Here is a 24,076-nt window from a genome sequence, read left to right as displayed (position 1 = left end):
CATGCACCCGCATCACCAGGACAAGGCCACGCTGCTTGAACGCCTGATCTTCAACAATCGCCCCGTGGTCATCGCCCTGTGCGTGCTGGTCAGCATTTTCCTGTTCTGGCAGGCCACGCAGATTCGCCCGTCCACCAGCTTCGAGAAGATGATCCCGCTGCAGCACCCGTTCATCGAGCAGATGATGGAGCACCGCAACGACCTGGCCAACCTGGGCAACACCGTGCGCATCTCGGTGGAGGCGGTGAACGGCGATATCTTCGACAAGGACTACATGGAGACCCTGCGCCAGGTCCATGACGAAGTGTTCTACATCCCCGGTGTCGACCGTGCCGGGCTGAAGTCGCTGTGGAGCCCCAGTGTGCGCTGGAGCGAGGTCACCGAAGAGGGCTTCTCCGGTGGCGAGGTAATCCCCAACACCTACAACGGCTCGCAGGACAGCCTCGACACCCTGCGTGACAACGTGCTCAAGTCCGGCCAGGTGGGGCGCCTGGTGGGCAACAATTTCAAGTCCAGCATCGTCGATGTACCGCTGCTGGAAAGCTATCCCGACCCGCAAGACCCAGGCAAACAGGTGAAACTGGACTACCAACAGTTCTCGCACCTGCTTGAAGAGAAGGTCCGCGACAAGTTCCAGGCACAAAACCCCAATGTGAAAATTCACATCGTCGGCTTCGCCAAGAAGGTCGGTGACTTGATCGATGGCCTGGTGATGGTGGCGATGTTCTTCGGCGTCGCGCTGGCCATCACCTGGGTACTGCTGTACTGGTTCACCTGGTGTATCCGCAGCACCATCGCCGTGCTCATCACCACCCTGGTGGCGGTGGTCTGGCAGTTGGGGCTGATGCATGCGGTGGGCTTTGGCCTGGACCCGTACTCGATGCTGGTGCCGTTCCTGATCTTCGCCATTGGTATTTCCCATGGGGTGCAGAAGATCAACGGTATTGCCTTGCAGTCGAGTGACGCCGACAACGCCCTGACCGCGGCACGGCGTACCTTCCGCCAGCTGTTCCTGCCGGGGATGATCGCTATCCTTGCCGACGCGGTGGGCTTCATCACCCTGCTGATCATCGACATTGGGGTGATTCGCGAGCTGGCCATCGGCGCCTCCATTGGCGTGGCGGTGATCGTGTTCACCAACCTGATCCTGTTGCCGGTGGCCATTTCCTACGTTGGCATCAGCAAGAAGGCCATCGAGCGCAGCAAGAAGGACGCGACGCGCGAGCACCCGTTCTGGCGGCTGTTGTCGAACTTTGCCAGTGCCAAGGTGGCGCCGGTTTCGGTGCTGTTGGCACTGGTCGCCTTCGCCGGTGGCCTGTGGTACAGCCAGAACCTGAAGATCGGCGACCTCGACCAGGGCGCGCCGGAGTTGCGCCCTGACTCACGCTACAACCAGGACAACAACTTCATCATCAGCAACTACTCGACCAGCTCCGACGTGCTGGTGATCATGGTCAAGACCCCGTCGGAGAAGTGCTCTGTCCACTCGACCATGGCACCGATCGACGAGCTGATGTGGACCATGCAGAACACGCCGGGCGTGCAGTCGGCTATTTCCCTGGTGACCGTGTCCAAGCAGGTGATCAAGGGCATGAACGAGGGCAGCCTGAAATGGGAAACCCTGTCGCGTAACCCGGACATCCTCAACAACTCCATTGCTCGTGCCGACGGCCTGTACAACGGTGACTGCTCACTGGCACCCGTGCTGGTGTTCCTCAACGACCACAAGGCTGAAACCCTGGAGCGGGTTACCGCCGTGGCCAAGGCGTTTGCCGACAGCCACAACAAGGAGGGCCTGCAATTCTTGCTGGCAGCGGGCAACGCCGGGATCGAGGCTGCGACCAACGAAGTGATCAAGTCAGCCGAGTTGACCATCCTGATCCTGGTGTACATCTGCGTGGCAGTGATGTGTCTGATCACCTTCCGCTCGTTCGCCGCCACGCTGTGCATCGTGCTGCCGCTGGTGCTGACGTCGGTGTTGGGCAACGCACTGATGGCCTACATGGGCATCGGGGTGAAGGTGGCGACCTTGCCGGTGGTGGCGCTGGGTGTGGGAATTGGCGTGGACTACGGTATCTACATCTACAGCCGCCTGGAAAGCTTCCTGCGCGCCGGCTTGCCGTTGCAGGAAGCGTACTACCAGACCCTGCGTTCGACCGGTAAAGCAGTGTTGTTCACCGGTTTGTGCCTGGCCATCGGCGTGTGCACCTGGATTTTCTCGGCGATCAAATTCCAGGCGGACATGGGCTTGATGCTGACCTTCATGCTGCTGTGGAACATGTTTGGCGCGCTGTGGCTGCTGCCGGCCCTGGCGCGGTTCCTCATCAAGCCTGAAAAAATGGTGGGCAAGGAGGGTGGGTCGATTTTCGCCCATTAAATGGCAGGGGGCCGCTTTGCGGCCCCAGGTTATAATGCCGCCACTTCTTCCACAGGTACCCCCATGTCCCCCCTCGCCAACGCCCTGCAGTCCTGCGACATGCTCCTCATCGACGGCCTGCACGCCTTCGACTTCACCACCGATGAGTCCGGCCTTACCATCGAATGCATGGACGGCCGCCAACTGCGCCGCTGGTCATTCACCCCCGAGCAAGTCGCCGGCGCCGTTGCCACCGGCGATGAGTGGCAACTCAACGATGCCAACGGCGCGCATCGGCTAGTCTGTATGAGTGCCTTTCGCGCCCCGGATGAAGACCAAGATGAACCGGACCTGGACGAGCCTGCTGACCGCTAGCCTGATGAGCCTGACAATCAATGCCCACGCCGCCACCTTGCTGGTGGGCAGCTACACCGATGGCGCCAGCCAGGGTATCTACCGCTACCAGTTCGATGAAAAGGCCGGCCACATCGACCCCACACCGCAACAAGTGGTGAAGAGCGTCAGCCCTTCATGGCTGGTGCTGTCGGCCGACCAGCGCCTGCTGTTCGCGGTTAATGAAACCCAGGGTGGGCATGCCAGTAGTTTCAGCGTCAGTGCCAAGGGTGAGATCAAGCCGCTCAACCAGGTGGCCACCCAAGGTGACGAACCGACTCACGCCAGCCTCAGCCGTGACCAGCGTTACCTGTTTGTGGCCAACTACGCGGTCAAGCCCGACCCCGGCGGCAGCCTGGTGGTGATCCCGGTGGCCAAGGACGGCAAGCTCAAGGCCGTGGTGCAACAGGCCCGGCACAAGGCAAGTGGGGTCAACCCCGAGCGTCAGGCCGGTGCCCACGTGCATTCACTGGTGCTGTCGCCCGATGGCCAGCATGTGTATGCCTGCGACCTGGGTGCAGACAAGGTGTTCATCTACCGCTACGACGGTGCCAGTGTGGACAAGCCGTTGAGCCCGGCAATCCCGGCCTCGGTGGACTTGCCGCCAGGTAGCGGGCCGCGTCACCTGCTGTTTGACGCCAAGGGCCGGCATGCCTACCTGACGCTGGAAATGAGTGGCGAAGTGGTGATGTTCGATGTCAAGGACGATGCCTTGCTCGAGCGCCAGCGCTTGCCGCTGGCCGAACAGCAGGACCCTGCGGCCAAGGCGGCGGGAGGCTTGCACCTGTCGGCGGATGGGCGCTTCCTGTACGTGAGCAATCGCGGAACGGCCAACGAAATCGTTGTGTTCAGTGTGGGCAAGGACGATGGCCAGTTGGCGTTTCTGCAACGTCGCTCGGTGGAAGGTGATCATCCCCGTGAGTTTGCCCTGGACCCCAGTGACAACTTCCTGCTGGTGGCCAACCAGAAGAGCAACCAGATCGTGGTGATGCGCCGCGATCCGCGCAGTGGCAAGCTGCTGGAGACGGTGCAGACACTGAAGCAGGAAGCACCTTCGGACCTGAAGTTCATCGAGTGATATCGATCGGCGTGATAATCGATACTGCTGCAATGAATTTTTGCGTTCGGCGTCGGCGGCGTAAGTTTGACCCAAGGCCCAAACGGGCCACTGTCAAACCACCGCCGTCGAGGTCAGCCCAGATGAACTTCAATCTCTTCCCGGTCATTGCCGCATCCGCCATTTCCGCATCGGTCGTACTGCCAGCGCACGCCCATGCCGACAGCAGCGGCAAGGCTTCTGCAACCCACAGTTACACCGAGCAGTACCTGCGCCAGAGTGCCAATTTCCATGCGGCCCTCAGTGGCAAGCACAACCACTGATGCCAAGCCTCACGCGTACCCTGTGGGAGCGGGTTTACCCGCGAACAAGGGCGAAGCCCTTGCCATGCACCGCGCGACCTGCTTCGCGGATAAATCCGCTCCCACAGGGCTCCGCGTAAAGTCGAAAGCTGATTACTTGGCCATTACCGACTTAAAAAGCTCCGAAGCCAGCCACCCCTCCAGCCAGCTCCGCACTTGCGGATAAGCCGCCTCGGCGAACCACTGCGGTTCGACCCCGGCAAACTGGCGCATCAGGGGTAGCAACGCGGCATCGGCGAGGCTTGGGTGATCGGCCAGCAAATAGGCTCGCCCCGTCAGCAGGCCTTCGAGTTCCGCCAACCAGGCTTCGGCCTGTTGGCGGTAATGCTCGCGGGGATACGCCGGGTAACGCTCGGCATACTTGTACAGGTTCACCTGCGCCTTGAACGTAGTGTCGTTGCGCGCAATCAGGGCTTCAGCGTGCTGCGCCGCCGCAGGGTCTGCTTGCAGTTGCCAATCCTGCGGGTCATTTTGCGCCAGCGCCCAGCGCATGATGTCCAGGCTCTCTTCCAGCACTCCGGCACCGGTATCCAGCACCGGCACCGTGCCTTTGGGCGACAAGGCCAGCAATTCTGCCGGCTTGTTCTTCATCGCCACCTCGCGTACTTCCACCGCGCAGCCGGCGTAGCGCAAGGCCAGGCGCGCGCGCATGGCCCAGGGGCAGCGGCGGAACGAGTAGAGGATCACCCACACACCTCCACGTCACTCAGGCCATTACCCTGGCGCCGCACCTGGATCTGCACCGGGATGCGCTCGTGCATTTCCTGCACGTGGGAAATCACCGCCACCTTGCGGCCTTGGGCCTGCAAGCCGTCGAGGGCGTCCATGGCAAGTTGCAACGACTCGGGGTCGAGGCTGCCGAAGCCTTCGTCGATGAACAGCGATTCGATGCGCAGGGTGCTGGAGGCCATTGACGCCAGGCCCAGGGCCAGGGCCAGCGATACCAGGAAGGTTTCCCCGCCCGACAACGAGTGCACCGAACGCAGTTCGTCGCCCATCTCGGTATCCAGTACCAGCAGGCCCAGGGCACTGCCGCCGCGCTTGAGGCGGTAGCGGCGGGCCAGCTGGCGTAGCTGGGCGTTGGCGTGGTGCAGCAGCAGGTCGAGGTTGTAGCCTTGGGCAATCTTGCGGAACACGTCGCCCGAAGCCGAACCGATCAGGTCATTCAGGCGACCCCAGCGTTGCCATTGCTGGCGAGCCTCATCGATTTCTGCCGCCAGTGCTTGGTGGGCCTGCTGCCGGCGCTGGTCGTCGGCCTGCAGCGCGCGCAATTCTGCGCACTGTTGCTCGTGCAGGGTCAGGCGCTCGCGTAGCTCGGTCAGGGCTTGCTCCAGGGCTTCGACCGAGGTGTCCACGGTCATTTGCGCGGCGTGCTGCTGCAGGCGCTGCTCACGTTCCTGCAGCAGCACCCGGCCTTGTTCGATGGCCTTTTCAGCGTTTTGCAGGCGCTGGCGCAGTTCATTCACCTGGGCATCATCCATGCCCAGCAGGCGGTCCAGCCCGGCGTCATCCAGTTCCGGGTGCTCGCTGCGCCATTGGGTGATCTGGCCCTGCAACTGCTGGCATTCGCTGGTCAGCGCCTGTTGCTGCTGGGCATTGGCCTTGAGCTCGCTGGCCAGTTGTACGCCCTGGGTGCGCAGTTCCTGCAGGCGCTGGGCGGTGTCGGCGTCAAGGGCACGGGCTTGCTCCAGCGCGGTGTCCATGTGCTGTTGCCAGGCTTCGGCGCTGGCATGTTCGCCGAGCAGCTCGCCGAGCGAGGCCTGGGCTTGCTGGCGTTGCTCGTCGAGGGTAGCCAGCTTTTGTTGCAACTGCTGCTGGCCTTGCACGCGCGCCTGTTGTTGGTCGCGCAGTTTGTCCAGCTGGGTTTGGCGGGCTTGCTGTTCTTCCTGTTCGTCCTTGCGCTGTTCCAGGTGTTGCCGGCGCAGGGCAATTTGCTGGTCAAGGGCCAGGAAGGCATTGGCCGGGTCTTCGTTCAGGGCCTTGAGGGCTTCCTCGGGCAGAACCCCGGCCAGGTCGCTCAGGCCTTGCTGCAACTGCTGCTCATCGTTGGCCAGGGCCTGGTGCTGTTGCTCCAGGTGGCGCTGGGCCTGCTGCTGGGCGTCGTGGGCGGCCTGCAGTTGCTGGTTGAGGCGGGCGGCGTCTTTTTGTAGGGCTAGCAGGACTTTTTGGCGCTTCTCGTCCTGGCCGATGTGTTCGTCCAGGCGCCGCAGTTGGCTGTCGAGCCAGGTGCTACGGGCGATGTCGTCCTGCGGGGCGAGGGCAGGCCACAGGCTGTGCGCCTGTACCTGGGCCACTATTGGCTGCAGCTGTTCGCTCAGGTGTTGCTGTTGCTGCTGGTAGTCCTTGAGTTGAGCATTGACCACACCCAGCTGGGTACGAAGCTCCACCAGTTTGCTGTTGAGGCTTTCGACCTGTTTCTGGGCGGCGTCTTCTTCGGCCTGGTCATGGCGGCCCAGGCTCTGCAGCAGCGCTTCGGGCTGATGGAACGGGTGTTCGGCGCTGCCGCATACCGGGCAGGGTTCGCCGTCGCGCAATTGGCCACGCAGTTCTTCGACGCTGGTGTTGCGTGCCAGGCGCTGGCGCTCCAGCAACTGGCGGGTGAGGGTGAGCGCCTGTTCGGCGGCCTCCAGCTCGGCCTTGGCGGCGGTGCCCTCGGTAATCAGCTGCTGGCGCTGCTGCATGGCCTGCTGCTGCCGTTCGCGCGCGGCGTCCAACTGCTGGCGCAGCTCCCGTTCACGGGCGTGCAGGCGCGACAGTTCCTCGACGGCGCGCTGCTGCTTGCGGTTGTCCTGCAGCATGCCGCCCAGCAGGTCGATCTGCTCGGCAAGGGCCTGTGGTTCGGCCTTGGCCTCGCGGAACAGCAGGTCGTAGGCGTCACGCTCGGCCTGCAAGTGTGCATTGGCCTGGCTGGCCAGGGCCTGCAGGCCGGGCAGCTCGTCGCGGCCTTTGCTCAGGCGGCCGCCTATCAGCATCACCTGTTTAAGTTGCGGCAAGTAGGCGTGCCAGGCATCGGCCAGGCCCGCCAGGTGCTGACTGTCGGCAAGCGCGGTGTCGATCTGTGCCAGTTGCTGCAGGCTGCGCTGCTGATTGTCTTCCAACTGCTGCAGCTGCTGCTGGCCGTCAGCGACTTGCTGTTCAGCCTGTTGGTTGCTGCTGCGCTGGGCGGCCAACTCCTGGTCCAGGCGGGCCAGGTTGTCCTGGGCGGCAAAGGCCTGGCGCAGGCGTGGGGTGTTTTCGCCATGCTGGGCCTGGCGATCGGCCAGCGCTTGGCGGGCAGCGTTCAGCGCCTGCTCCAGCTCGTGGGTACGCACCTGCAGTGCGTCTTGCTGCTGTTGCTGCTCGGCAATTTTCGCGGCCACTGGCGCCAGTTGTGCGCTGAGTGCCTGTTGGCGATGAAATTGGTGACGTTGTGGCGCCAGGCGCTCCAGGCGTACCAAGTCCAGGCGGGGTTCGGCCAGCAACTGCCAGCCCTGTTCAGCGGCCTGCAGTGCGGTGCCGGCTTCGACGTGCTGGGCTTGCAGCTGGCGTTGCTCATTCAGCCAGCTGCGTTGCTGCTCAAGTTGGCGCTCGCCGGTTTGGTCGGCCTTGAACTGTTGCTGCGCCTGCTCCAGGCGTTGGTCGAGCTCGGTACGGGCTTCGACGGCCATCGGCAACAAGTGGCTGGCGCGGTCATTCAGGGCTTTGTGCGCCTCGCCGGCTTCACGCGCCTTGCTGAAGGCGCGCTGGCCCAGGCGGGTGTAGATGGCGGTGTTGGTGAGCTTTTCCAGCAGTTCGCTGCGCTCTTTGTCGTCGGCCTTGAGGAACGCGCCGAACTCGCTCTGGGCCAGCATCACTGCACGGGTGAACTGCTCGAAGTTCAGGCCCAGACTGGCCTCGACCAGTGGCTTGAACTCGTTCTTGGCGCTGGCCAGTACTTGCTCGCTGTCGAGATCGTAGAGGCTCTGGCGGCTAAGTTGCAGTTTGCCGTTGGCTTTGTCGCGGGCGCGGTTGGCTTCCCAGCGGGCACGGTAGCGGCGGCCATCGATGCCGACGAAATCGACCTCGGCAAAACCGCTGCCGGTGCCACGGCGCAGCAGGTTGCGCGGGTCTGACGTGGGGATTTCGCCGTCGGCATCCGGCACCTTGGCCTCTCGGCCGATGTCATTGAGCCGTGGCACGGTGCCAAACAACGCCAGGCACAAGGCGTCGAGCAGGGTGCTCTTGCCGGCACCGGTCGGCCCGGTGATGGCGAACAGGCCCGCGCTGGCCAAGGGTTCTGCGGTGAAGTCAATTTCGACCGGGCCGGCCAGCGATGCCAGGTTCTTCAGGCGGATGGCGAGAATCTTCATGGCTGTTCCTCTTCCTGCTGCACGTCCTGCAACAGCAGGGCGAAGTCGGCCAGCGCCTGCTCGTCGGCGGGGTTGCCGTAGGCTTGCTCCCAGGCACGGCTGAACAGATCTTGCGGGGTCATCTGGGCCAGTTCGACAAAGGCCAAGTCGTCATCTTCGGCGTTGGTGCGGCCAGCGTATTCGGCGCTGATGCGGATCAACCGTACCGCCTTACCCTCCAGCGCGGTTTCGATTTGCTGGCGCAGGTCGGGTTGCGGCTCGTCCAGAACAACCCGCACTTCCAGCCAGGGTTGGCGGTTGGGGTCTTCGAGCAGGTCGATCACCGGCAGGTCGGCCAGTTGCTGCAGCAGCTCGCCCAACGGTGCCGGGCCCACCCGTTGCAGGGCTACCGCGCGCGGTACCGGGCGCGGTTCGACGCTGACCAGGCCAGCGCCGTCCAGCTCCACTTCCAGCACCTGGTGTGGGTAGTTGATTTCGGCGAACGACAGCGGAATCGGCGAGCCGCTGTAGCGAATACGCTCTTCGCGGTTGACCTTCTGCGGTTTGTGCAGGTGGCCCAGGGCAACGTAGCTGATGGCCTTGTCGAACAGCTTGGCCGGCAGCGCCTCGGCATTGCCGATGATCAGGCTGCGTTCGGAGTCTTCCGACACGGATCCACCGGCCATGTGTGCATGGCTGATGGCGATCAGCGCCTGGTCTTTCTTGCGCTTTTTTTGCGCGGCGGCGATCAGTTGCTGGTGCACCTGGGTGATGCCTTGCAGGTAGTCGTCACCCAGGTGCGGGCCGGTCACTTCAGCCGGGCGCAGGAAAGGCAGGGCCAGGCACCAGGCAGCGACCTTGCCACGGCCGTTGGTCAGCGGAATCAGCAGCCGCTCGGCATCCAGCTGGCCTTCGTCCAGCCAGTGCACACGGCCCAGGGCATGGGTGCGCAGGCGCCGCATGAGCGCGGCGGGCAGTTCGATGCGCGAGCCCGAGTCGTGGTTGCCGGCGATCATCACGATGTCCAGCTTGGGCTGTTGCTCGTGGGCCTGGACGATGAAGTCGTAGAGGCGTTCCTGGGCTTTGACCGGCGGGTTGACCGTGTCGAAGATATCGCCGGCGATCAGCAGCGCATCGGGTTGACGCAGGTGCAGCTGGCCGAGCAGCCAGTCGAGGAAGCAGGCGTGTTCGAAGTCGCGTTCCTGGCCGTGCAGGCTTTGGCCCAGGTGCCAGTCGGAGGTATGAAACAGACGCATGGATGACCTGTTGGTGTCGAATCGGGCAAGCGGGGGAAGGGCGGTATGGTAACCCAAGCGTGGGGCCGCTGTGCGGCCCAATCGCGACACAAGGCCGCGGCTACATGGGCCGCGCTCGCCTGGCATTTTTGTCAGTTGCCTTGCCGTTGTTCATGGCTGAAAAATTGTGCTCGAGCAGTCTGCAACTGGCTCACTTGAATGAGGCTGGGCAATGGCAACATTGACGCAGGTCTACACGGCATACGGGTACTCCGATTGGCCATCGAATAGCACGGTACTTGGTTTCAATGGTGAGCGGCTGGCCGTCGAGTTGGCGAGTTACCTGTTGGGCAATGGGTATCGGGCGTTCCGCCCGGTTCTGATGCGCTTCTGGTCGCCGGACAGCTTCAGCCCTTTCGGTGAGGGTGGCTTCAATAGCTATGCGTATTGTTCGAATGACCCACTCAACAGGTGCGATCCAAGCGGGCGCACAGGCGATGCATTCATTAGAGGTGTCCCTACAAGGCGTGCTTTCCGAAAACCGTTAAACCCCGCGTGGACAAGTCAGGCGCTGAAGGTTGAGTTCAATAAGCTAGGGGAGCAGATGACTAAAAGAAAAATTGCGAGCGATGGGCAAGCGAATAACAGGCTGCACAACAAGCAGTTAGCCATTGTAAAAGTTTTAGCGGCTACTGAATCTCAACATCTTGTCAAAGCGAATAAGCGGGTTCTGGATCTGCCGGTTACATCGGATACACCGATGATCAACGCATTGTTGAATACGACTGATCCTTTTCCGCCAATGCTGCGTAGTACCACGACTGTTACAAAATCAGTTGTCGACTTGGGTATGGAGTTGCGCGAAAGTAGCAACACCCAGTCTCGCTAGAGTGATGCGCTGTTCATTGTAGGAGCGGCCTTGTGTCGCGAAAGGGCCGCAAGCGGCCCCGGCAATCTTGCGATGATGCGAAGGTCCTGGGGGGGGGCGCTTCGCACCCCATCGCGACACAAGGCCGCTCCCACAGGGATCGTGCAGGCAGCGCGTTACTTGGGATAAAGCGGCGGCAAGGTGCCGGTCTCACCCGCCGGCAACAGCACCTGCTCGGCCGGCGGAATCGTCCCGATCGCCCGCCACAAATCCTCCCCCTGCCAATATTGGCCACTCTCGCTGTACAACGCCCCGTTCAACCCATCCAGCGCATCCGACAACGGCACGAAGCGCGCCGCCATCTCGGCCAGGGTTTCCGGCTGTTGCCGGGCCCAGGCATCCAGCGCCTGGCGCGTGGCCTGTGGGTCGTTGGCCTGGCACGCGCGCTTGAGGTCATCCAGCAGGGTACGCGGGCTTGGCCCGTTCTGCGCGGCACGCAGCACCGCAGGCCGCGAGCGGGCGCGCCACCACAGGGCAAAGCCCAGCACGGTGGTCAGGGCGAACAGCAGTGTGGCTAGCTGCCAAGGCCACAGCAGGGTACTGGCGTTGCTGTTTTCGCCCACCGGGGTGTCGGCGCTCAGCGCCGGGTTGTCCTGCACGTTCAAGGTGCGCGCTGGCAAACTGCTGTGTTCCAAGTGGTCTTCGCGGGTGTTCCACCAGGCCACTTCCAGCGCCGGTAAGGCCAACGTGCCGGCGTGGGTGGGCACCAGGGCTTCGCGCTCTTCGCGGTTGGCGGTCATGCCGCGTTCGTTGATTTCGTTGCGCAACAGCGGCTGGTCGGGGTAGCGGCGCAGGCCGATGATCTCCGTGGCCGGCAGCGGCGGCAGTTGGGTGCTGGACAAGCCTTCGGCACGCAAGGTGATGTTGCGCGTCAGTGAGTCGCCAATTTGCACCTTCTGGCTGCCGGGGTCGGGGTTCCAGTGCTCTTCCAGGGTCAGGTTGCGCGCTGGCAGCCACGGCACGCCGGCGGGCCAAGCGGCCGGAACAGGCCGTACGGTGAGGCGCAACGGCAGCGAGCTGACCTGCACCTGGCGGCCGGCGCGAGCGGTGCCGTTGGCCTGTGGCGCCTCGTCGTTGCTGGCGGCGGCCGTGGCGGTGAACGTCAGTGGCGGGATGTCGAGGCTGCCGCTTTGCTGGGCGTACACTGCATAGCGGGTTTCGATCACGCCGTGACGCACGCCGTTGATTTCCTTTTCATAGGTGCGTGATTCGCCCAGTGGCTCGACCTTGGCGTTCTCCAGTTGCAGCGGGGTCAGGCTGCTGTCGTCGTACAGGGCTACCGAGTGGTAGATGCGCAGGGTGAGCACGGCCTGTGCCTGGACATAGACGTCGTTGCTGTCGAGGGTGGCCTCGATGAACACCTGTGAGGCGCTGTCCGGGCGGCTGGCATCGGCTTGCAGCACTTGCAGTTCGATGGCCTGGCTGTGCGACTGGCCCAGTTGCAGCTCGGGAATGCGCAGGCTGCCGCTGCGCCGTGGCAGCAGGGTGATGATCCAGCGGGTACTGGCGCGGGTTTCGCCGTCGAGGGTATGCAAGCTGTTCAGCTGGCGCGTGCCGCGCACTTCGAAGTCACCTTCCAGGGCGCGTAGGTCGGGCTTGCCGAACTGGGTAACGTCCTGGCTTTCCAGGGTCAGTTCCAGGCTTTCGCCGGCCTCCAGGCGAGTGCGGTCGACGCTGGCTTGCAGCAGCGGTTCGGCCTGAGCCAGAACGGCCCATAGCAGGGTGAGGAGAAAGACGCCGAAGCGACTCATCGTGGGTTTTCCTGATGCAATTGCTGTTCATACCAGAACTTGCGCCGCAGCAGCTCCGCCGGGTTGTCGGGGATTTCCCGCAGCCATTGTTCCAGGGCCTGGCGCTGTTCGGTATCGAGGTTGGTGGACACCGGGCGCTGTGGCGGCTGGATGACGCTGTCGTCCCCCCCGGCCTGGTTGCCGGGTGCGGCTTGGTTGTTGCTGCTTTCGCCAGCTTGTTCGGCGTTGGCTTCCTGGTCGTTGCCGGGTGTGCCTTGGGCCGGGCTGCCAGCCGAGCTGCTGTTGCCTTCGGTTTCGCTGCCAGGTGTGCCTTGGGCATCACTGCTGGGCGGTTGTTCCTCGGCCTTGGCTTCACGCTGCTGCAGCAGTTGTTGCACCAGTGCCTGGTTGTCCAGCGCGGCTTGCAGGTCGGGCTGACGCTCCAAGGCTTGCTCGTAGGCGTCCAGGGCGGCTTCCAGTTCGCCGCTGTGGGCCAGGGCATTGCCTCGATTGTAGTGGGCGGCTGCGGTGTCGCCTTGGGAAAATGCTTCGGCGGCTCCGGCATAGTCGCCGGCCTGGTACAAGGCCATGCCGCGCCATTGCGAGTCCTGGAAGTGGCGCGCAGCGCTGGCCGGGCGATTTTGCTCCAGCAGCCGCTGGCCTTGCTGGTCGGGGCGCAGCCACAGGTCGTTGAATTCGAAAGCCTGGCTGGGCTGCGGCAAGGCCAGCAGCAGAGGCAGGCAGAACAGCCAGCCGCGCCGGCCGGCACAGGCGGCTAGCAGCAGCAATGGGATCAGCAGCCAGTAACCCTGGTCGGCCCAGCTGTCCAGCTGCAGGGTCTGGCCGTCATTGCGCCCGCCCCGTGGGTTGTCGAACAGGCCCAGTCCGCGCAGGTCGAGGTCGTCTATACGGGCATGCCTGTAGCGCCCGCCAGTGCCGCTGATAAAGCTTTTGAGGCTGGCGCTGTCCAGACGTGGCAGGAGGATGCCGCCCTGGTCGTCCTTGAGGTATTCGCCGTTGGCCTGGCGCACGGGGGCGCCTTCTCGACTGCCGATGCCCAGCATCAGCAGGCTTGGGCCTTGGCGGCCGAGGGCCTGGGCAATGCCCTGGCGCTCTGGCGCGCTGAGGGCCGAGGCGATCAGCAGCAGGCGGCCTTGTCCGAGCCCGCTCTGGGCCAGCAGCGCCAGGCCTTTTTGCACGGCCAGGTCGGCGCGTTGGCCGGGTTTGGGCATGATCGATGGGTCGGTGGCCTCGAGCAAGTTGCGGGTGGTGGCCAGGTCGTCGGACAGCGGCACCAGGGTGTGCGCGGACCCGGCATACACCACCAGCGCCGTCTGGCTGTCGCGGCGGTGTTCAAGCAGGTCGAGGATTTTGCGCCGGGCCTGTTCCAGGCGGTTGGGCGGGCTGTCTTCGGCGAGCATCTGCGGGGTCAGTTCGAGCAGGATCACCAGTGGGTCGGCCGGCCGTTGGCGGCTTTCTTCCACGCGCTGCCAGCTGGGCCCGAGCAAGGCCAGGATCACCAGCGCCCAGGCCAGGCCCAGGGCTATCCACGGCAATTTGCTGGTGCTGCCGCTGCCACCGCCCAGCAATACGCCATGGAAGGCGGGCGGCAAAATCATCTGCCAGCGCCCGGCGCGTTTGCGCCGGTGCCACAGCTTGTACAGCAGCCAGCCGAGCAGGGGCACCGCCAGCAACCAGAGCGGACGCAGCCATTGCGGCCATAGGTCGATCATCGCCGCCTCCTCAAGCGCAGGCGCTTCAAACGCTGGCGCCATTCGGGGTGCGGCTGCAGGAAACGCGGCTTGCGCAGCAGGCGTTGCAGCAGGTTGTCGGGCCACTGCACGGCCACTGCCAGTAGCACGCTGAGCAGCAGCGCCAGGGCCAATGGCCAGGCGTACAGGGCCTGAGCAGTGCGGGCTTGGGTCGGTTGCTGGGCCACCGGCTCCAGCTGGTCGAGGGTGTCGCCGATGGCGTCCAGCTCGGCGCCGTCATGGGCGCGGAAGTATGCACCGTGGGTGATGTCGGCAATTTCCTTGAGGGCGGCCTCGTCCAGGTCCAGGCTCGGGTTGAGGCCGAGCAGGCCGGGGGTGCCACTGGCTTCGGGGTTGGCGCCGATACCGATGGTGTAGATGCGTACCCCTTCCTGGGCCGCCAGGCGGGCGGCGGTCAGTGGGTGGATCTGCCCGCCGTTGTTGGCACCGTCGGTGATCAGCACCAGCACTCGGCTTTGAGCCGGGCGTTGGCGCAGGCGTTTGACCGCCAGGCCAATGGCGTCGCCGATGGCGGTGTTCTTGCCGGCGATACCGATTTGCGCTTCGTCGAGGAAGGTGCGCACGGTGCGTCGGTCGAAGGTGAGCGGCGCCTGCAAGTACGCCTGGCTGCCGAACAGGATCAGCCCCACGCGGTCGCCTTCACGGTCTTGCAGAAAATCGCCCATCAGCGCTTTGACCAGGTCGAGGCGGCTGATGTCTTCGTTTTTCCACTGCATGTCGGGGAAGTCCATCGACCCGGACACGTCTACCGCTACCAGCAGGTCGCGGCCGCTGGCGGCCACTGGCACCGGTTCGCCCAGCCATTGCGGGCGAGCAGCAGCGCACAGCAGCAGCAGCCAGATGACGACGAACGGCGCCTGCTGGCGCCAGGTTGGCAGGTTAAGCCGCGCACGGCGCCCGGCCAGGCCTTCCAGTTCACTGAGGAAGCCTACCTTGAGTACCGGCTCGCCACTGTCGGCGGCCGGCAGCAGCAGGCGCGCCAGCCAAGGCAGCGGCAACAGGGCGAAGACCCACGGCCAGGCCAGTTCAAACATGCTTGCGGATCCAGGTTTCGACGGCTTGGCTGAGCCCGGCAATGGCCTTGTCGTCGAGTTTGCACTCGGGTTTGTAGGCGCCTTCGACCAGTACCATCCAGCGGGTCAGGCCGGCGGCCGGGCAACGGTTGTCGAGAAATGCCAGCCACTGGCGGCCGTTGAGCGTGTGGCTATTGGCGCCTGGGTAGTGGTTGCGGCACAGGCGCTTGAGCAGGGCGTTGATCTGTTGCAGCCAGGCGCCCGCCGGGGCGCCGTCGTACGGGCGTGGCAGGCGGGCCAGCTCGGCCAGGGCTTCCACGCGCACCGGGTCCAGAGGTTGCTCGGCGCGCACGATGCGGCGCTTGCCCGGGCGCCAGCGACGCAGCCGCCACAGGCCCCAGCCCAGCAGTGGTAACACGGCCACTAGCAGCCACCAGCCCGGTGCCGGTGGCCACAGGCTGATCGGTGCCGGAGCGATCAGCGGGTGCAATTGATCGAGCGGGTTCATGACGCGCTCCGTGGGCGCTGGGCGTTCAGGTACTCGCGCAGTTGCTCGATCATTTCGCTTTGCGTGCTCAGTGGCATCAGTATCACCCGCAGCTTTTGCGCCAGCACCTCCCAGCGCTCGATGCGTGCTTCGGCCTGTTGGCGGTAGGCCTGGCGAAGGTTGGCGTCGAGGGTATCCAGCTCCAGCTGGGCGCTGCGCTGGGCGAAGCGCAGCAGGCCGGCGGCGGGCAGGGCATGGTCGAGCGGGTCGGACACCGGCAACAACAGCAGGTCGCAATGCCGCGAGAGCATGGCCAGGTGCTGTTCCACCTGGGCGCTGAGCGAGCGTTCGTCGCAGATCACGATGGCCAGGCTGCCGGGGCGCAGCACTTCGCGGGCACGGCGCAGGGCCAGGCCGAGGCTGTCGGCCCCGGGCGTGGCCTCGGTGTGCAGCGACTGGTTGACCTTGGCCAGGCGATTGAGCAATTGCAGCAGGCTTTGTTTGCTGCGCCGGGGTTTGATTTCGTGGTGTTCGTTGTCGCCGAACACCAGGCCGCCGATGCGGTCGTTGTGGCCCAGCGCGGCCCAGCCGAACAGTGCGGCGGCCTGGGCCGCCAGCACCGATTTGAACATCAGCCCCGAACCGAAGAACAGCCGCTGGCTTTGTTCGACGAGGATGAAGATTGGCCGCTCGCGCTCTTCGTGGAACAGCTTGGTGTGCGGTTCCTGGGTACGTGCAGTGACCCGCCAGTCGATGTTGCGCACATCATCGCCGGCCTGGTACACGCGCACCTGGTCGAAGTCCACGCCGCGCCCACGCAGCTTGGAATGGTGCAGGCCCACCAGCGGGCTGCGCTGGCCGGGCTTGGAAAACAGCTGGATTTCGCGCACGCGGTGGCGCATATCGATCAGCTCGGCAAGGCCGATGCGGATGCCAGGTTCGGTCAGCTGCGCAGTGGGCATGGGCTCAGGCAACGGCGACGACGTCGAGGATGCGCTGGACCACGCGGTCCTGGTCGATCCCTGCCGCCTCGGCCTCGAACGAGAGGATGATGCGGTGGCGCAGCACGTCGAACAGCACGGCCTGGATGTCTTCGGGGCTGACGAAGTCGCGCCCGGCCAGCCAGGCGTGGGCACGCGCGCAACGGTCCAGCGAAATGGAACCGCGCGGGCTGGCGCCGTAGGCGATCCAGTCGGCAAGTTCCGTGTCGAACTTGGCCGGGGTGCGGGTGGCCATGACCAACTGCACCAGGTATTCCTCCACCGCATCGGCCATGTACAGGCCAAGGATTTCCTTGCGCGCGGCAAAGATGGCCTGTTGGCTGACCCGGCGCTCGGGCTTGGTCTCGCCGCCCAGGGCTTCGCCACGGGCCTGCGCCAGGATGCGCCGTTCTACCGCTGCGTCGGGGAAGCCGATTTTTACGTGCATCAGGAAGCGGTCGAGCTGGGCTTCGGGCAGCGGGTAGGTGCCTTCCTGCTCGATCGGGTTCTGCGTGGCCATGACCAGGAACAGTGGCGACAGGTCGTAAGTGCTGCGGCCCACGCTGACCTGGCGCTCGGCCATGGCTTCGAGCAGCGCGGACTGCACCTTGGCCGGGGCACGGTTGATTTCGTCGGCCAGCACCAGGTTATGGAAGATCGGCCCTTGCTGGAACACGAAACTGCCGGTTTCCGGGCGGTAGATTTCTGTGCCGGTGATGTCGGCCGGAAGCAGGTCGGGGGTGAACTGGATGCGATGGAACTGTGCCTCGATGCCTTCGGCGAGTTCTTTGATGGCTTTGGTCTTGGCCAGGCCCGGGGCACCTTCGACCAGCATGTGGCCGTCGGCCAGCAGCACGATCAACAGCCGCTCGACCAGTTTCTCCTGGCCTAGGATCTGGGAAGAAAGAAAGGTGCGCAGCGCGATCAGCGCTTCACGGTGTTCCATCGGCGACGGTTCCTGGTAGAGGGCCTGGGCGGCTGAAGGCAGCTGCCCTGGCAAGGGCTGATACTTTAATCCATCCGGGGGGCGGCGACTAATGGCGGCGGGTAAATTTATCTTCGCGCTGGGGTGTGCTGCTACAGAAATGTCTTACGTATGGCTGGCCATTGCCTGATGTTCCGCGCCGGTGTGCTGGCGCCTGCTTGTGCTTTTTGGGCAAGCAGAAGGCACGATGATGAAAATGAGCAGCGGCAGCACGCCAACCCCAACGCCGGTCACCCTGCGTTTTGGCGTGTTCTTCGATGGCACTGGTAACAACCAGCACAATGCCACGGCGATGGATGAGCAGGGCAGCAAGGGCTGCAGTTATGGCAATGCCTTGAGCAATGTGGCCCTTTTGCATGCGTTGTATCCGGCAGATGCAGCCAATGCCAATGACCCGCAGGCGTTTTTGAAACAATATGTGGAGGGCGTGGGCACCCTGGCCGGTGAAGCCGACCATGTCTACGCCTCTGCCACCGGGCGTGGGCGTACGGGGGCCGAGGCGCGGGTTGCCGAGGCTTTGCAGGGCATGGCCGAGCAACTGCAGGTGTGGCAGCGGGCGCATCCGCAGGCACTGCTGGAGCGGGTCGAGTTCGATCTGTTCGGGTTCAGCCGCGGAGCGGCGGCGGTGCGGCACCTGGCTAACCTGCTGAACGATGGCGCGGGCGGGGTGCTGCCGGTGGTGTGTGAAACCTCGATCAACTTTATCGGCCTGTTCGACACCGTAGCGGCGATCATCGCGCCGTTGCAGGGTGACTTCGATCCCGCCAACGGCCGCCATGGCAACCTGCGCCTGGGGCTGGCTGCGGGTATAGCCCGACAGGTGGTGCAACTGGTGGCGGGGGACGAGCTGCGGCACAACTTCCCGCTGGTGTGCAGTGGTCACGACATCGTGCTGCCGGGCGTGCACTCGAATATAGGGGGTGGGTACCCGGAAACCACGTTGGAACAGGTACTGCTGTGCAAGCCGCAGTCACAGCGTGTGCCGGTGGGTATGCGTGCCGAGCAGAGCCGCGTGCATGCCACGGCAAGTGCCTTGCTGGCTTCGGCGTTTGCCAATATGGGCGAACCCAGGCCGCAAGTAACGACCTGGGAGGAGCCGATTGCCGGCGGCCGACCGGATGAGGCGCAAAAGCAGGTGTACGCAGCGGTGTACCGCGAGCGGCAGGTGGCGGGGCAGTTGTCCCGGGTGTACTTGAGCGTGATGCGGGCGTTGGCGGTACGGGCTGGCGTGCCGTTTGCGCCGTTGGGCGGGCAGGCTGAACATGGGGTGCCGGATGAATTGCTGGCGATTAGCCGCAAGTTGCATGCGTTTGCCCTTGGAGAAGTTACCCAGCTGGGGTTGAGTGAGCAAGAGCAGCAGCTGTTGCGCGAGAAGTACGTGCATGCGTCGGCGAACTGGAATGCACTGAAGGGCTTGCGCAACAGTGTGCTGGATGTGCTGTTCGTCAATCGGCCGGGGGCAGGCGGGCGAGTGGTGCATGCGAACCCGGCACACTGAGCCATCGAAATGACTGGGCAAGGCCGCTTCTACAGGGTGCGCGCCAGTCGTTCAGCGTTGCGGGCCCTGGCCAGGTACGCCTCCTGCGCCAGCGTCAGCAGCACCGTCAGCAGCATGAACATGACCGATGCGATGAAAACCCCGTTGGGCAGGTGCTGGTCGAGCATCCAGCCGAACGCCACCGGCCCGAGGGCGCCGCCGATGTTGAACCCGGTCGACACCAGCCCGAAGGTTTTGCCCTCGGCACCTGGCGGCGCCGCCGCCTTGACCAGCATGTCCCGCGATGGGGCGATGACCCCGGTCAGCAGGCCAATGGCGCCCAATACAACCACCAGTGCCCAGCCCTGCAGCAGCCCCAGGGCCACCAGCGCGGTCAGTGCCGCTGCCAGTGCGAAGGCCAGCGCCGCCACCAGACCGTGGCGCCGGGTACGGTCGGCCAAGGCGCCACCGCACAGTACACCGGCAGCGCTGCACAGCAGGAAAGCGGTGAGTGCGGTGTTGGCCCAGGCCAGTGTCAGGCCTTGGCCCTGAATCAGGGCGGCTACGGAAAACTTCTCGATGGCACTGGTGCTCAGGTTGAGCAGGATGAACAACACCGTCAGCACGCCGATCATCGGTGTGAACACGCGCAGGCGGCCTGTTGTTGGCGCCAGGCCTGCGCCTTCTTTGTTGCAAGGCCTGGCGGCCTGGTACACGCCACTGCCCGGTATCGATATCAGCAGCAGCGCAGCTACCCCGAACACCGCGCCCACCGCCAGGGCTGCCGGTGTGCCGAACACGGTGGCGATGCCGAGGAAAAGTGCCGGCGTAACTGCCGAGCCGAGGAAGCCGGCGAAGGTATGAACAGAGAACGACCGCCCCAGGCGTGCCGGCTCGATGCCATTGGCCAGCAGTGCATAGTCTGCCGGGTGATACACGCCATTGGCCAGGCCGGCCATGGCCATTGCCACCAGCAATACCGCGTGACTGGGGCTGGCCGCCAGCAGCAGGAAGCTGAGGCTGCCCAGCAACAGCCCGGCCTTGAGCACTTTACGCGCTCCATAGTGGTCGACGGCATAACCCAGCGGGGCCTGTACCAGGGCCGAAACGATGTTGAACACCGCCAGGGCTACGCCGAGCTCGACGAAACCCACCCCCAGCAGGCCAGGCAGCACGGGCAGTAGCGCCGGGATCAGCATGATGTGTACATGGCTGACGAAGTGCACGGCAGCAATTTGAGTGAGTAGCTTGGGGCCAGCTTGGGGCATGTCGATACCTGTCGAACGGCGTGCGCCTTTGGCGCACAGCAAGGAGGTGGAAGCCCGGTTAGCGGGAGGCGCCGCCGAAGCCGGGCAGGCGACCGTTCAGCGCAGCATGGGCCAGCAGGCCAATCACCAAGCCCCAAAAGGCCCCGCCAATGCCGAGCAGGCTGATATTCGCAGCCGCTGCCAGGAAGGTGATCAGTGCGGCCTCGCGTGAGCGGACATCGGCCATTGCGCTGGCCAGGCTGGCGCCGATGGTGCCCAGTAGTGCAAGGCCTGCCAGGGTGGTGATGAAGGTGGCGGGCAGGGCCATGAACACACTCGCCAGGGTGACGCCGAACACCCCCACGAGGATGTAGCAGACACCGGCAGCGATCCCCGCCACCCAGCGCTTGCTCGGGTCTTCATGGGCTTCCTTGCCGGTGCAGATGGCCGCCGTGATAGCGGCGATGTTGAAGGCGTGTGAGCCGAAAGGGGCCATCAGCAACGAACCCAGGCCAGTGACCGCGACGATCGGGCTGGCGCTGGTCTTGAAGCCGTCATTGCGCAGCACCAGCATGCCAGGCATGTACTGCCCCGTGAGGGTGATCAGGAACAGTGGCAGGGCCACGCTGAGGGCGGCATTGACGGAGAACGTGGGTGCGGTGAACACCGGTGAGGCGAACTCCAGCCGTAAGGTTGTCAGGCCCACTTGCCCCTGTAGCAACAGGTAGCCCAGGCCCAGTAACAGAATGGCGACCACGGCGTAACGGGCGGTGAAGCGCTTGAATGCCACATAGGCTGCAATCAGCAGCCCGGCCAGGGCGGGGTCGACCGACAGGCTGGCGAAGGCGCCAATGCCGAACTGCAACAGGATGCCCGCCAGCAGGCCGGCGGCAATGCCGCCCGGAACGACCCGGACCAGGCGCTCGAACCACCCGCTCAGCCCCAGCACCACGAAGCCTGCGGCTGACAGCAGGTACGCACCTACGGCCTCGCTATAAGGCACATTGGCCAGGGCGGTGACCAGGAATGCGGCGGCTGGCGTGGACCAGGCCGTGATGACCGGTTCGCGGCTGTACCAGGATAGCGCCAGGCCGCTGAGGCCGACGCCGATCGACACTGCCCAGACCCACGATGACGTCAGTTCCGGGCTCAGCCCGGCCACTTTGGCCGCCTGGAACACCAGGATGAATGTACCGCCGTAGTTGACGATGACCGAAACGAACCCGGCTATCACCGGGTGAAGGATGTCTGTCAGCTTTAACGGGGTTGCAGAGCTTTGTGCAGGCGCGTCCATGATGGCCTCTGGTAATGGTCAGGTGCTGCAGAAGTACGCTGCCCGTCAGCGACTGGCTGCCGGGCAGGTTTGAGGGTCAGTTGGCCAGCGCTACCAGCAGGCTTTTCAGGTAAGTGCTGCCCTGTCCATCCAGCGGTTGCAGGGGCAGGCGCGGCGCGCCGACATCCTGGCCGAGCATTTTCAGGCCGGCCTTGATGGTGGTGGGCAGGCCACGGCGGGTGATGTACTCCAGCAGCTCGTACTGGCGGTAGAACAGCGTGCGGGCTTCGGCCAGCTCACCGTGCTGTACGGCGTCCCACAGCGCCAGGTTCAGTGCCGGGATCAGGTTGGGCGCGGCGGTACACCAACCCGTTGCGCCGGCCACCAGGGCTTCCAGGGTGAGCGGGTTGCAACCGTTGTAGAACGCCACCTGCCCATCGGTGGCTTTGAACAGGCGGTGCATGCGCTGAATGTCGCCGGTGCTTTCCTTGACCATGGTCACATTGGGTACTTCGCCAAGGATGCGCAGGATCAGTTCCACCGACAGGTCGGTGCCGCTGGTGCCCGGGTTGTTGTAGAGCATGATCGGGATGTCGATGGCCGCGCCGACTGCTTTGTAGTGGGCAATCACTTCCGCTTCGGTGAGTTTCCAGTACGAGATGGGCAGCACCATCACAGCGGTAGCGCCGCAGGCCTGTGCCAGGCGGGCGCGCTGCACGGTGCGCGCGGTGGTCAGGTCGGACACGCTGACCACGCTGGGCACGCGCCCGGCAATGCGTGCCTGGCTGAAGCGCACCACGGTTTCCCATTCGCTGTCGGACAAGTAGGCCCCTTCGCCGGTGCTGCCCAGCGGTGCGATGGCATGCACACCGCCTGCGATCAGGCTATCGATGGACATGCCCAGGGCATCCAGGTCGAGTGTGCCGTCTGCGGTGAAGGGAGTGATGGTGTAGCCGATGACGCCGCGAATTACAGAAGTAGACATGACCAGGCACCTTTGCCGTTGTTGAGGAAAGAGTACAGCTTCGATCAGCCCAGGCAGTCGCCATGGGCACGCAAGGCACGGCGCGCGTAGTAGCTGAACGCGGCACCATGACGTTTGGGGGTGGAGATCCAGTCGTGGGCTTCTTTGCCCAGTGCTTCGGGGATGGGGCGGATGTCACCGGCGCCCATGGCCAGCAGTTGCATCTTTGCCGCGCGCTCGAACAGCAGGGCGAGCACGCAGGCTTCTTCGATCGAACCACCGGCAATCAGCAAACCGTGGTGAGAAAGCAGGATCGCGCGCTTATCGCCAATCGCCTTCGCGATGATTTCGCCTTCTTCGTTGCCCACCGGCACGCCGGGCCACTCCTTGAGGAATGCGCAGTCGTCGAACAACGGGCACAGGTCCATGTGCGAGATGGCCAGCGGCACTTCCAGCATCGACAGGGCCGCGCTGTGCAGCGGGTGGGTGTGGATGATGCAGTTGACGTCGGGGCGGGCGCGGTACAGCCAACTGTGGAAGCGGTTGGCCGGGTTGGCCATGCCACGGCCTTGCAGCACGGTGAGGTCTTCGTCCACCACCAGCAGGTTGGAGGCGGCAATTTCGTCGAAGCCCAGGCCCAGTTGTTGGGTGTAATAAGTGCCAGGTTCCTGGGCGCGCGCGGTGATCTGTCCGGCCAGGCCAGAGTCGTGGCCGCCGTCGAAGAGGATGCGGCAGGTGAGGGCAAGTTTTTGCCGGGCGGTGTAGGTATTGTCGGCCAGCGCCGTCAGCATCTGCTGCTGGGCGAGTTTGACCAACTGGTCCTTGGGGGTGTGCATGGTGGTCGTCATGGGCGGTACCTGCTTGATGAAAGGCTGAGTGACCAGGGGTGTTTTCAGGACACTTGGCGATCTTAATGACACCTTGTGTCATTTTCAAGCTTTGCGTGACACCTCCGCGTGACAGCTTTGCAACCTCATGCTCGCAAGCTTGCTGCCCTCATAACCATGAACCGGTCGTGGCAGGCGAGTACCATGAGCAGATCCAACCCTCGATACGGTCTAAGCATGTTTCTGGATTTACACGTGCGGCTCGCTTGCGAAGCCGACCTCGATGCACTCTTTGCGTTGGATGTTATTGCGCAGCGCGAAGAAAGCCGGCGGGCATTCATTGCCCACTCGGTAGCCTGCGGCCATTGCTGGGCGGCAACGGACGCTGCCAACACTGCGGTGCTCTTGGGTTATGGCGTACTGGACAAGTCGTTTTTCGGGCAGGACTTCATTGCGCTGGTGGTGGTAGGGGATTCGGCGCGTCGCCGTGGCGTAGGCGCAGCCATTCTGCGTGGGCTGGAATCCCGGTCCTTTGGGACCAAGTTGTTCACCTCGACCAACGCGTCGAACCTGCCGATGCAGGCGCTGCTTGCAAAGTGCGGTTTTATCGGCAGTGGTCAGGTTGAAAACTTGGACGAAGGTGACCCAGAGCTTGTTTTTGTAAAGATAAGGCCCTGATGCGC

General features: G+C 64.2%; 19 protein-coding genes and 1 pseudogene. 7 read left to right on the top strand and 13 right to left on the bottom strand.

What is annotated here, in order from left to right; genetic code table 11:
• The first annotated feature begins 1 nt into the window (after position 1).
• From Q9451_RS22745 to Q9451_RS22730, 4 genes are all read left to right on the top strand, one after another.
• Positions 2-2,377 (top strand): RND family transporter, encoded by a 2,376-nt coding sequence (locus tag Q9451_RS22745; protein ID WP_041166422.1) that lies wholly within the window; start codon positions 2-4, stop codon positions 2,375-2,377.
• Between the two features lie 63 nt (positions 2,378-2,440).
• The gene (locus Q9451_RS22740; protein ID WP_012271223.1) at positions 2,441-2,731 is read left to right on the top strand and encodes a DUF5629 family protein; all 291 of its coding nucleotides are present in this window, start codon (positions 2,441-2,443) and stop codon (positions 2,729-2,731) included.
• Entirely contained in the window at positions 2,697-3,827 is a 1,131-nt protein-coding gene (locus tag Q9451_RS22735; RefSeq protein ID WP_226343015.1) for a lactonase family protein, read from the top strand. The genes Q9451_RS22740 and Q9451_RS22735 overlap by 35 nt, the downstream gene beginning before the upstream one ends.
• Positions 3,828-3,949: 122 nt before the next feature.
• Positions 3,950-4,129 carry a hypothetical protein gene (locus Q9451_RS22730; protein ID WP_012271225.1) on the top strand — a complete coding sequence of 60 codons (180 nt, stop codon included), beginning with the start codon at positions 3,950-3,952 and terminating at the stop codon, positions 4,127-4,129.
• 132 nt (positions 4,130-4,261) lie between these two features.
• Here the strand turns inward: Q9451_RS22730 and Q9451_RS22725 are convergent, their stop codons facing one another.
• Genes Q9451_RS22725 through Q9451_RS22715 form a run of 3 tightly spaced genes read right to left on the bottom strand, consistent with a single transcriptional unit; the run spans position 4,262 to position 9,731 of the window.
• Positions 4,262-4,855, bottom strand: a complete 594-nt coding sequence (locus tag Q9451_RS22725; RefSeq protein ID WP_012271226.1) for a glutathione S-transferase — start codon at positions 4,853-4,855, stop codon at positions 4,262-4,264.
• Entirely contained in the window at positions 4,852-8,496 is a 3,645-nt protein-coding gene (locus Q9451_RS22720; RefSeq protein ID WP_012271227.1) for an AAA family ATPase, read from the bottom strand. The genes Q9451_RS22725 and Q9451_RS22720 overlap by 4 nt, the downstream gene beginning before the upstream one ends.
• Positions 8,493-9,731, bottom strand: coding sequence for an exonuclease SbcCD subunit D C-terminal domain-containing protein (locus Q9451_RS22715; RefSeq protein WP_012271228.1), 1,239 nt, complete (start codon positions 9,729-9,731; stop codon positions 8,493-8,495). Before Q9451_RS22715 ends, Q9451_RS22720 begins: the two co-directional genes overlap by 4 nt.
• Positions 9,732-9,999: 268 nt before the next feature.
• Here Q9451_RS22715 and Q9451_RS22710 point away from each other — a divergent pair.
• A pseudogene (locus Q9451_RS22710) lies at positions 10,000-10,197 on the top strand (RHS repeat-associated core domain-containing protein); the annotation flags it as partial.
• Positions 10,198-10,754: 557 nt separating this feature from the next.
• Here Q9451_RS22710 and Q9451_RS22705 read toward each other — a convergent pair.
• The 6 genes from Q9451_RS22705 to Q9451_RS22680 are packed head-to-tail and all read right to left on the bottom strand — an operon-like array spanning position 10,755 to position 17,566.
• Positions 10,755-12,389, bottom strand: a complete 1,635-nt coding sequence (locus Q9451_RS22705) for a BatD family protein (RefSeq protein ID WP_012271230.1) — start codon at positions 12,387-12,389, stop codon at positions 10,755-10,757.
• Positions 12,386-14,101: a tetratricopeptide repeat protein gene (locus Q9451_RS22700; RefSeq protein ID WP_012271231.1), complete on the bottom strand. Its 1,716-nt coding sequence runs from the start codon at positions 14,099-14,101 to the stop codon at positions 12,386-12,388. The genes Q9451_RS22705 and Q9451_RS22700 overlap by 4 nt, the downstream gene beginning before the upstream one ends.
• Entirely contained in the window at positions 14,098-15,174 is a 1,077-nt protein-coding gene (locus Q9451_RS22695; protein ID WP_345960787.1) for a VWA domain-containing protein, read from the bottom strand. The genes Q9451_RS22700 and Q9451_RS22695 overlap by 4 nt, the downstream gene beginning before the upstream one ends.
• The gene (locus Q9451_RS22690; RefSeq protein ID WP_012271233.1) at positions 15,167-15,661 is read right to left on the bottom strand and encodes a DUF4381 domain-containing protein; all 495 of its coding nucleotides are present in this window, start codon (positions 15,659-15,661) and stop codon (positions 15,167-15,169) included. The genes Q9451_RS22695 and Q9451_RS22690 overlap by 8 nt, the downstream gene beginning before the upstream one ends.
• Positions 15,658-16,602 (bottom strand): DUF58 domain-containing protein, encoded by a 945-nt coding sequence (locus Q9451_RS22685; protein WP_012271234.1) that lies wholly within the window; start codon positions 16,600-16,602, stop codon positions 15,658-15,660. Before Q9451_RS22685 ends, Q9451_RS22690 begins: the two co-directional genes overlap by 4 nt.
• 4 nt (positions 16,603-16,606) lie before the next feature.
• Positions 16,607-17,566 carry a MoxR family ATPase gene (locus Q9451_RS22680; RefSeq protein WP_012271235.1) on the bottom strand — a complete coding sequence of 320 codons (960 nt, stop codon included), beginning with the start codon at positions 17,564-17,566 and terminating at the stop codon, positions 16,607-16,609.
• 226 nt (positions 17,567-17,792) lie between these two features.
• On the opposite strand from Q9451_RS22680, the gene Q9451_RS22675 reads away from it, so the two are divergent.
• Positions 17,793-19,103: a DUF2235 domain-containing protein gene (locus Q9451_RS22675; protein WP_012271236.1), complete on the top strand. Its 1,311-nt coding sequence runs from the start codon at positions 17,793-17,795 to the stop codon at positions 19,101-19,103.
• Between the two features lie 29 nt (positions 19,104-19,132).
• Here the strand turns inward: Q9451_RS22675 and Q9451_RS22670 are convergent, their stop codons facing one another.
• The 4 genes from Q9451_RS22670 to Q9451_RS22655 form a co-directional block, all read right to left on the bottom strand.
• Positions 19,133-20,350, bottom strand: coding sequence for an MFS transporter (locus Q9451_RS22670; RefSeq protein WP_012271237.1), 1,218 nt, complete (start codon positions 20,348-20,350; stop codon positions 19,133-19,135).
• A 58-nt stretch (positions 20,351-20,408) separates the two neighbouring features.
• Positions 20,409-21,623, bottom strand: coding sequence for a benzoate/H(+) symporter BenE family transporter (locus Q9451_RS22665; protein ID WP_345960786.1), 1,215 nt, complete (start codon positions 21,621-21,623; stop codon positions 20,409-20,411).
• Positions 21,624-21,699: 76 nt separating this feature from the next.
• Positions 21,700-22,587, bottom strand: coding sequence for a dihydrodipicolinate synthase family protein (locus tag Q9451_RS22660; protein WP_012271239.1), 888 nt, complete (start codon positions 22,585-22,587; stop codon positions 21,700-21,702).
• A gap of 44 nt (positions 22,588-22,631) precedes the next feature.
• Positions 22,632-23,414 carry an aldolase gene (locus Q9451_RS22655; RefSeq protein WP_012271240.1) on the bottom strand — a complete coding sequence of 261 codons (783 nt, stop codon included), beginning with the start codon at positions 23,412-23,414 and terminating at the stop codon, positions 22,632-22,634.
• Positions 23,415-23,597: 183 nt separating this feature from the next.
• Here Q9451_RS22655 and Q9451_RS22650 point away from each other — a divergent pair, with 183 nt between their 5' ends.
• On the top strand, positions 23,598-24,071 hold the full coding sequence (locus Q9451_RS22650) for a GNAT family N-acetyltransferase (RefSeq protein WP_012271241.1): 474 nt from the start codon (positions 23,598-23,600) through the stop codon (positions 24,069-24,071).
• The last annotated feature ends 5 nt before the right edge of the window (positions 24,072-24,076 follow it).

This window comes from Pseudomonas sp. NY8896, from assembly GCF_039634505.1.
This window is presented reverse-complemented; position numbering and strand designations above follow the sequence as displayed.